Source organism: Nocardioides sp., from assembly GCF_035547795.1.
In the GTDB taxonomy this organism is placed as follows: Bacteria; Actinomycetota; Actinomycetes; order Propionibacteriales; family Nocardioidaceae; genus Nocardioides.
Map to the genome: position 1 here is coordinate 1 of NZ_DASZUF010000145.1, position 7,649 is coordinate 7,649.

Genomic DNA, 7,649 nt, shown 5'->3' on the forward strand with positions numbered 1-7,649 from the left:
GGTGCGCGAGCGGCTGCACGAGATCTTCAGCGCCCCGGACGCGGCCGACGAGAAGGGCCGCCGCGAGCTGGAGTCGCGTGCCGCCGGGACCAAGGCCCTGGCCACCTGGCACGCCACCCGGACGATCCAGGAGTGCCGCGAGGCGTGCGGCGGCGCCGGCTACCTGGCCGCCAACCGGTTCGCCGCACTCAAGGCCGACACCGACGTGTTCACCACGTTCGAGGGCGACAACACCGTGCTGATGCAGCTGGTCGCCAAGGGGCTGCTGACCGACTACGCCAGCGAGTTCTCCGACCTTGACCAGTTCGCGATGGTGCGCTTCGTGGCCGGCCTCGCGGTCGAGACGGTGCTGGAGAAGACCGCCGCTCACAAGCTCCTGGAGCGGGTGCGTGACCTGCTGCCCGGCGGCGACGCCTGGGACCAGGAGGCCGAGCTGCGCGACCCGGAGTACCACCTGGCCATGCTCCGCTTCCGTGAGGAGCACATGCTCGGCGGCGTCGCCCGGCGGCTCAAGCGCGGGATCGACGCCGGGGACGACGCCGGCGCGGTCTTCTCCGCCGTACAGGACCATGTCATCGCCGCCGCCCACGCCCACGTCGAGCGGCTGGTGCTGGAGGCGTTCGCGGCCAAGGTGGCGTCGTTGCCCGCGGGCGCGACGCGGGAGCTGCTGGCGAAGGTGTGCGCGCTGCACGCGCTGGCGGTGATCGAGGGCGACCGGGCGTGGTTCCTGGAGCACGGCCGGCTCTCGGTGGCGCGGTCGAAGGCCATCACCCGCGAGGTTGGGGTGCTGTGCCGAGAGCTGCGGCCGGCGGCGCGGGGTCTGGTCGATGCGTTCGGGATTCCGGCCGAGCTGCTGCGGGCCGAGGACCTGATCGGATGAGCCGGTACGTCGATCTCGGCCCGTCGCGCGACGAGGCCGGCCTGCTGGTGGTGCTGCCGGGGCGTGGCTACCACCCGGACAAGCCGCTGCTCGCGGTGGCGGCCGAGGCCGCAGTCGATCTGCGGTGGCGGGTGCGGCAGGTGTGGTGGGAGGCCCCGGAGGACGCCTCGCCGGCGTGGGCGGAGGCGGAGTTGGCGGCCGCCGTGCAGGCGTACGACGGGCCCGTCCGGGTGCTGGCCAAGTCGATCGGCTCGTTCGCGGCGCCGGCGGCGGCGACCTCGTCGTACCCGGCCTGTTGGCTGACGCCGCTGCTCGGCCAGCCTGCGGTGGTCGACGGCATCAGGGCCAACCCGGCGCCCCAGGTGGTGGTGGGAGGCGCCGCCGACCGGCTGTGGGACTCCGCCGTCGCCGCCACCCTGCCCGGTGAGCTGCTGGAGTTGCCCGACGCCGACCACTCGCTGGTGGTCAAGGGCCGGCGCAACGCCACCGCCAGCGCGCATGCGGCCTTCGTCCGGGCGCTGGCCGGGTGGCTGGTCTGAGCTCGGGCGCTGCCGGCTCGCGAAACCGGTCGGCGGTAGGCGGGCCATCGGGAACCCGGAGCCCGGCCCGTCACATCAGCGAGGGTCAGTGGCCGGAGGCCTTGAACCGCTCGATGGAGTTCTCGATCTCCTTGATGGCGGCGTCGCGGCCGACCCAGTCCGAGCCCCTGACCTCCTTGCCCGGCTCGAGGTCCTTGTAGCGCTCGAAGAAGTGCTTGATCTCGTCCAGGTCCCAGTTGGCGACGTCGTCGATGTCCTGGATGTCGTCGAAGCGGGGGTCGACGGGCACGCAGAGCACCTTCTCGTCGGCGCCCTTCTCGTCCTCCATCACGTACATCGCCACCGGGCGGCACTCCACGACCACCCCGGGGTAGACGGGGAAGGGCAGCAGCACCAGCGCGTCGAGCGGGTCGCCGTCGCCGCCGAGGGTGCCCTCGATGTACCCGTAGTCGGTCGGGTAGACCATCGAGGTGAACAGCACGCGGTCGAGACGGATCTTGCCGCTCTCGTGGTCGACCTCGTACTTGTTGCGCGAGCCCTTCGGGATCTCGATGAGGACGTCGAACGTCAGCGTCATGGTGCCTCCACAGGTGAAGTGATGTGACAGTGTCCACCACAATGTGGGCGGCATCTGCTGCGAGGAGGATATCGGTGGCGCGTTCGGCGAGCCGTGGCTGGGCATCCCTGGTCGGGCTCCTGGTCGTCCTCCTCGCCGCGGGTACGGCGACCTACGAGCTCGGCTGGATCGACCACTGGCGCGGCCATGACCGGGTGGCGCCCACCCCGCCGCCCCGGCCGCTGGGCCTGGCACTGCCGAGCCTGGCGCCGGCGGCCCCGGTCGCGGCGGTCAGCAGCGGCGGCACGCTGAAGAGGGCCAAGCTGAGCACGGTGCTGCGGCGGCACCTCGACAGCGCCTTGGGCGGTCACGTCCTGGCCGCGGTGGCGCCCACCAGCGGGGCCCCACTGGTGGTCCACGGCAGCGGCTCCGCCGTACCGGCTTCGACGAACAAGCTGCTCACCGCCGCCACCGTGCTGCGCCTGGACGGGCCGGCGAAGCGATTCACCACCAGGGTCGTCGCGCAGGGCCGCACCGTCACGCTGATCGGTGGGGGAGACCCGCTGCTGGTCGCCAAGCCGGAGCACACCTACCCCCACCGCGCCGACCTCACCACGCTGGCGCAGCGGGCCGCGGTCGCGCTCAAGCAGCGCGGCGTCACCAAGGTCCGGCTGACGTACGACGACAGCCTCTTCACCGGCCCGGCCGTCAACCCCACCTGGCCGGCGAGCTACATCTCCGAGGGCGTGGTCGCGCCGATCACCGCGCTGTGGGTCGACGAGGGTCGCACCGACGACGGCGAGAGCCGGGTCGCGGACCCGGCGCTGGTGGCGGCGCAGGCGTTCGCGCAGGCGCTCACCGATGCCGGCATCCGGATCCGCCGCGCCCCGACCGCCGACGTCGCGCCGCAGGGCGCCCAGGAGATCGCGCACGTGGACAGCCCGCCCCTGCGCGAGATCGTCGACCACGTGCTGGAGACCAGCGACAATGAGGGCGCCGAGGTGCTCGCCCACCAGGCCGGCCTGGCGGCCGGCACCGGCGCCAGCTTCGACGGCGGCGTGCAGGCGGTGCTGCAGACGCTGCCGAAGCTCGGCGTCGACACCACCGGGATCAGTATCCACGACGGCAGCGGCCTCTCCCGGCAGGACAGCCTGCCGGTGACGGCCCTGGTGCAGGTGCTGCAGCGGGCCACCAGCGACGACGCGCTGGCCCCGATCGTGAGCGCACTGCCGGTGGCGGGCTTCAGCGGCTCGCTGATGGCCCGCTACGCCGACCGCGGCGACCAGGGGCGAGGAGTGGTGCGCGCCAAGACCGGCACGCTCACCGGCGTCGACGCGCTGGCCGGCTACACCCGCGACGCGAACGGCACCCCGCTGGTCTTCGCGGTGATGGCCGACCACGTCGCGGTGCCGAACACGCTCAAGGCCCGCAACGCCCTCGACGACCTGGCGACCGCGCTGACGACTTGTCGGTGCGGATAGGTTGCAGCCATGACTGAGCCCGCCCGCCAGATGGTCGACTGGGACTTCGCCGTACGTCTCGGGGCGAAGATCGCCGGCAACGGCCCGGCGGTCGACCGGGCCGAGGGCGAGGCGGTGGTCGCGGAGCTGCGCACCGACGCCGCCCGGGCGACCGGGCTGGTGCGCGAGTTCACCGGGCTGGACGCGCCGGAGGACACTGCGCCGGTGCTGGTCGTCGACCGGGCCGGCTGGGTGCGGGCCAACGCCGACGCGTTCGCGCGCGTGCTCGCGCCGATCGTCGACACCCTGATTCGGAAGCGGCCACCGACGGGCGTCACCCGGGCGGTGGGAGCGAAGGTCACCGGCGCCGAGGTCGGTGGCCTGCTGGGCTTCCTCTCGAGCAAGGTGCTGGGTCAGTTCGACCCGTTCCACGATCCGCACGGCCGGCTGCTGCTGGTGGCTCCCAACGTCGTCCACGTCGAGCGCGAGCTGTCCGTCGACCCGACCGACTTCCGGCTGTGGGTGTGCCTGCACGAGGAGACCCACCGGGTGCAGTTCACCGCCACGCCCTGGCTGCGCGACCACCTCTTCGCTGAGGTCCGGGCCCTGGCCGACACGATGGACCTGCCCTCGCTGCTGGAGGACGGGCTGCCGCGCGCCATCGAGGCGATCAAGGGCAACGGCAACCTGCTCGACGCGGTCTCCTCACCCGAGCAGCGCGAGATCATGGACCGGGTCACCGGGGTGATGTCGCTGCTGGAGGGCCACGCCGACGTGGTGATGGACGGCGTAGGGCCCGCGGTGATCCCGACCGTGACGACCATCCGGGCGGCGTTCGACCGGCGGCGCCAGGGCGTCGGCACCCTCGACCGGATCCTGCGCCGGCTGCTCGGCCTGGAGCAGAAGATGGCGCAGTACCGCGACGGCGCCGGCTTCGTCCGCGGCGTCGTCGACAAGGTCGGCATGAGCGAGTTCAATGCCGTCTTCGCCGCCCCGGAGAACCTGCCCAGCAAGGAGGAGATCCACCACCCGAAGCGGTGGATCAAGCGGGTGCTCGCGTGACCGCTCGCCAAAGTGTCACGGTGACACATCGCGGCGTCGGTGACACTTCGGAACTGTCACCCCATCGCCAAAGTGTCACGGTGACAGTTTGGAGTGTCACGGTGACAGTTTGGCGGGGTGCCGATGGCGGGAGCGGGCGGTGAGCCTGCATCCGGCCGTCGCGGCAGTACGACGAGGCGTCCGCGCGGCGCTCGTCCACACCACGCCGGGCGACCCGGTGCTGGTGGCATGCAGCGGCGGCGCCGACTCGCTGGCGCTGCTCAGCGCGACCCTGTTCGAGGGACACAAGCTGGGCCTGCGGGTGATCGGCGCGACCGTCGACCACGGCCTGCAGGCCGACAGCGCCGCCGTGGCGGCGGCGGTGGTGGCGCAGATGGCGGCGATGGGCGCCGACGAGACGGTCTCGGCGCGGGTGCGCGTCCAGGGCGAGGGGCTCGGACCCGAGGCGGCGGCCCGGCAGGCGCGCTACACGGTGCTCGACCAGATCGCCGAGCGATACGCCGCCGACCTCGTCCTGCTCGGCCACACCCGCGACGACCAGGCCGAGACCGTGCTGCTCGGCCTGGCCCGCGGCTCCGGCGGGCGCAGCCTGGCCGGGATGCGGCGCGCCTTCGACCGCTACCGCCGGCCGCTGCTCGACGTCGGCCGCGACGACACCGCCACCGCCTGCCGGGTCGAGGGCCTGACCTGGTGGAGCGACCCGCACAACGACGACCCCGGCTACGCCCGGGTGCGGGTGCGCCGGCGGGTGCTGCCGGTGCTGGAGACCGAGCTCGGGCCGGGCGTCGCGGCGACGCTGGCCCGCACCGCCGACCAGGTCCGGGCCGACATGGACCTGCTGGACGACCTCGCCGAGGCGGCGTACGCCGAGCTCGACGGCCTGCCGGTGGACGGCCTGGCCCAGCGACCGGGACCGGTCCGCACCCGGGTGCTGCGGCTGGCGGCGCTGGCCGCGGGCGCACCCGCCAGCGAACTCACCTACGACCACGTGCTCGCCCTCGACGGCCTGGTCACCGGGTGGCGCGGGCAGCGCTGGATCGACCTGCCCGGCCACCTGCGCGCGGTACGCCGAGACGGCCGGATCCTGCTGGAGACCACCCGACAGTTAGGGTGACGACCATGGATTCGGCGCACGTGGGGGACGACCTCGTCCAGGTTCTTTTCACCGAGGAGCAGATCCACCAGCGGATCGCGGAGCTGGCGGCGCAGATCGAGCAGGACTACGAGGGCAAGGATCTCCTCATCGTCGGCATCCTCAAGGGCGCGGTGATGGTGATGGCCGACATGGCCCGTGCGTTCACCCGGCACGTGGAGATGGACTGGATGGCGGTCTCCTCCTATGGGTCGGGTACCAAGTCCAGCGGCGTGGTCCGGATCCTCAAGGACCTCGACGCCGACATCTCCGGGCGGCACGTGCTGGTCGTCGATGAGATCATCGACACCGGTCTGACGCTCTCCTGGCTGACCTCCAACCTGGCCTCGCGCAACCCGGCCTCCGTCGAGATCGCGACGCTGCTGCGCAAGCCCGAGGCGCAGCAGATGCCGGTCGAGGTCAAGTACGTCGGCTGGGACATCCCCAACGAGTTCGTCGTCGGCTACGGGCTGGACTTCCGCGAGCGCTACCGCAATCTCCGCGACATCGGCACGCTCGCGCCGCACGTCTACTCCTGAGACCGGAATCACCAGGAATTGGACAGGCGCGGGACAATGAAGACGGCACGATGGGTGCGGCTCGCACGTTGTACCGTCGTCAGTTCCACTAGATCGCGTTCGAGAGAAGCCTTGTGAAGCGCATATTCAAGGGCCCCTGGCTCTGGATCATCATCGCCGTGGTGGGCGTGCTGCTCGCCCTGCAGTACCTCGCGCCCCACGGCGGCGGCGACGAGATCGACACCTCCCAGATGGTCAAGTACATCGACCACGGGGACATCAAGGACATCACGTTCGTCGACGGCGACCAGCAGATCAAGGCCACCCTCAAGAGCGGCGTGCGCAGCGCAGGCGACAAGGTCACCACCCACTGGGTCGACGGCGCCCAGGAGGCGCTGATCGCCAAGGTCCAGCAGGAGGTGGACCAAGGCAAGATCCAGAGCTACAACTCCCAGGTGGCCCAGCCGAGCCTGCTCGGCTCGATCGTCAGCTTCCTGCTGCCGTTCATCTTCATCGTGCTGCTGTTCCTGTTCCTGATGAACCAGGTGCAGGGCGGCGGGGGCCGCGGCGTGATGCAGTTCGCCAAGTCGAAGGCGAAGCTGATCTCCAAGGACATGCCGAAGACGACGTTCGCCGACGTCGCCGGGGTGGACGAGGCGGTCGAGGAGCTGCAGGAGATCAAGGAGTTCCTCCAGGAGCCGGCCAAGTTCCAGGCCGTCGGAGCCAAGATCCCCAAGGGCGTGCTCCTCTACGGTCAGCCCGGCACCGGCAAGACGCTGCTGGCGCGCGCGGTCGCCGGTGAGGCGGGCGTGCCGTTCTACTCCATCTCCGGCTCGGACTTCGTCGAGATGTTCGTCGGCGTCGGCGCCAGCCGGGTCCGCGACCTGTTCGAGCAGGCCAAGGAGAACGCGCCGGCGATCGTGTTCATCGACGAGATCGACGCCGTCGGCCGGCACCGGGGCGCCGGCATGGGCGGCGGCCACGACGAGCGCGAGCAGACCCTCAACCAGCTGCTGGTCGAGATGGACGGCTTCGACGTCCGCGGCGGCGTCATCCTGATCGCCGCGACCAACCGGCCCGACGTGCTCGACCCGGCGCTGCTGCGCCCCGGCCGCTTCGACCGTCAGATCCAGGTCGACGCACCCGACCTCACCGGCCGCGAGCAGATCCTCCAGGTCCACGCCCGCGGCAAGCCGCTCGCCCAGGACGTCGACCTCGCCGCGGTCGCGCGCCGCACTCCCGGCTTCAGCGGTGCCGACCTCGCCAACGTCCTCAACGAGGCGGCGCTGCTCACCGCGCGCAAGGGCGAGAAGCTCATCACGGCCTACCACGAGGGGGGCCACGCCCTGGTGGCCGCGGCGCTGCCCGGCAACGACCCGGTGCACAAGATCACGATCCTGCCGCGCGGCCGGGCCCTGGGTTACACGATGGTCATGCCCGACGACGACAAGTACAGCCAGACGCGCTCGGAGATGCTCGACAAGCTGGCCTACATGCTGGGC

At 71.6% G+C, this 7,649-nt stretch carries 8 protein-coding genes; 7 read left to right on the forward strand and 1 reads right to left on the reverse strand.

Annotated elements, in window-relative coordinates; all coding sequences use genetic code 11:
• Both VHA72_RS09800 and VHA72_RS09805 read left to right on the forward strand, forming a co-directional pair.
• On the forward strand, positions 1–880 hold an 880-nt coding region (locus VHA72_RS09800; protein WP_325574687.1), incomplete at its 5' end, for an acyl-CoA dehydrogenase family protein.
• Positions 877–1,419: a hypothetical protein gene (locus VHA72_RS09805; RefSeq protein WP_325574689.1), complete on the forward strand. Its 543-nt coding sequence runs from the start codon at positions 877–879 to the stop codon at positions 1,417–1,419. The genes VHA72_RS09800 and VHA72_RS09805, both read left to right, overlap by 4 nt.
• 85 nt (positions 1,420–1,504) lie before the next feature.
• On the opposite strand, the gene VHA72_RS09810 is transcribed toward VHA72_RS09805, so the two are convergent.
• Positions 1,505–1,996 (reverse strand): inorganic diphosphatase, encoded by a 492-nt coding sequence (locus tag VHA72_RS09810; RefSeq protein WP_325574691.1) that lies wholly within the window; start codon positions 1,994–1,996, stop codon positions 1,505–1,507.
• Positions 1,997–2,070: 74 nt separating this feature from the next.
• On the opposite strand from VHA72_RS09810, the gene dacB reads away from it, so the two are divergent.
• From dacB to VHA72_RS09835, 5 genes are all read left to right on the forward strand, one after another.
• Positions 2,071–3,456 carry a D-alanyl-D-alanine carboxypeptidase/D-alanyl-D-alanine endopeptidase gene (gene dacB / locus VHA72_RS09815; RefSeq protein ID WP_325574693.1) on the forward strand — a complete coding sequence of 462 codons (1,386 nt, stop codon included), beginning with the start codon at positions 2,071–2,073 and terminating at the stop codon, positions 3,454–3,456.
• A gap of 9 nt (positions 3,457–3,465) precedes the next feature.
• Positions 3,466–4,497, forward strand: coding sequence for an Rv3626c family coenzyme F420 biosynthesis-associated protein (locus VHA72_RS09820; protein ID WP_325574695.1), 1,032 nt, complete (start codon positions 3,466–3,468; stop codon positions 4,495–4,497).
• Between the two features lie 139 nt (positions 4,498–4,636).
• Positions 4,637–5,611 (forward strand): tRNA lysidine(34) synthetase TilS, encoded by a 975-nt coding sequence (gene tilS / locus VHA72_RS09825; RefSeq protein WP_325574697.1) that lies wholly within the window; start codon positions 4,637–4,639, stop codon positions 5,609–5,611.
• A 5-nt stretch (positions 5,612–5,616) separates the two neighbouring features.
• On the forward strand, positions 5,617–6,168 hold the full coding sequence (gene hpt / locus VHA72_RS09830) for a hypoxanthine phosphoribosyltransferase (protein ID WP_325574699.1): 552 nt from the start codon (positions 5,617–5,619) through the stop codon (positions 6,166–6,168).
• Positions 6,169–6,281: 113 nt separating this feature from the next.
• Positions 6,282–7,649 (forward strand): ATP-dependent metallopeptidase FtsH/Yme1/Tma family protein (locus tag VHA72_RS09835; protein WP_325574701.1); only part of this gene is annotated, 1,368 nt, incomplete at its 3' end.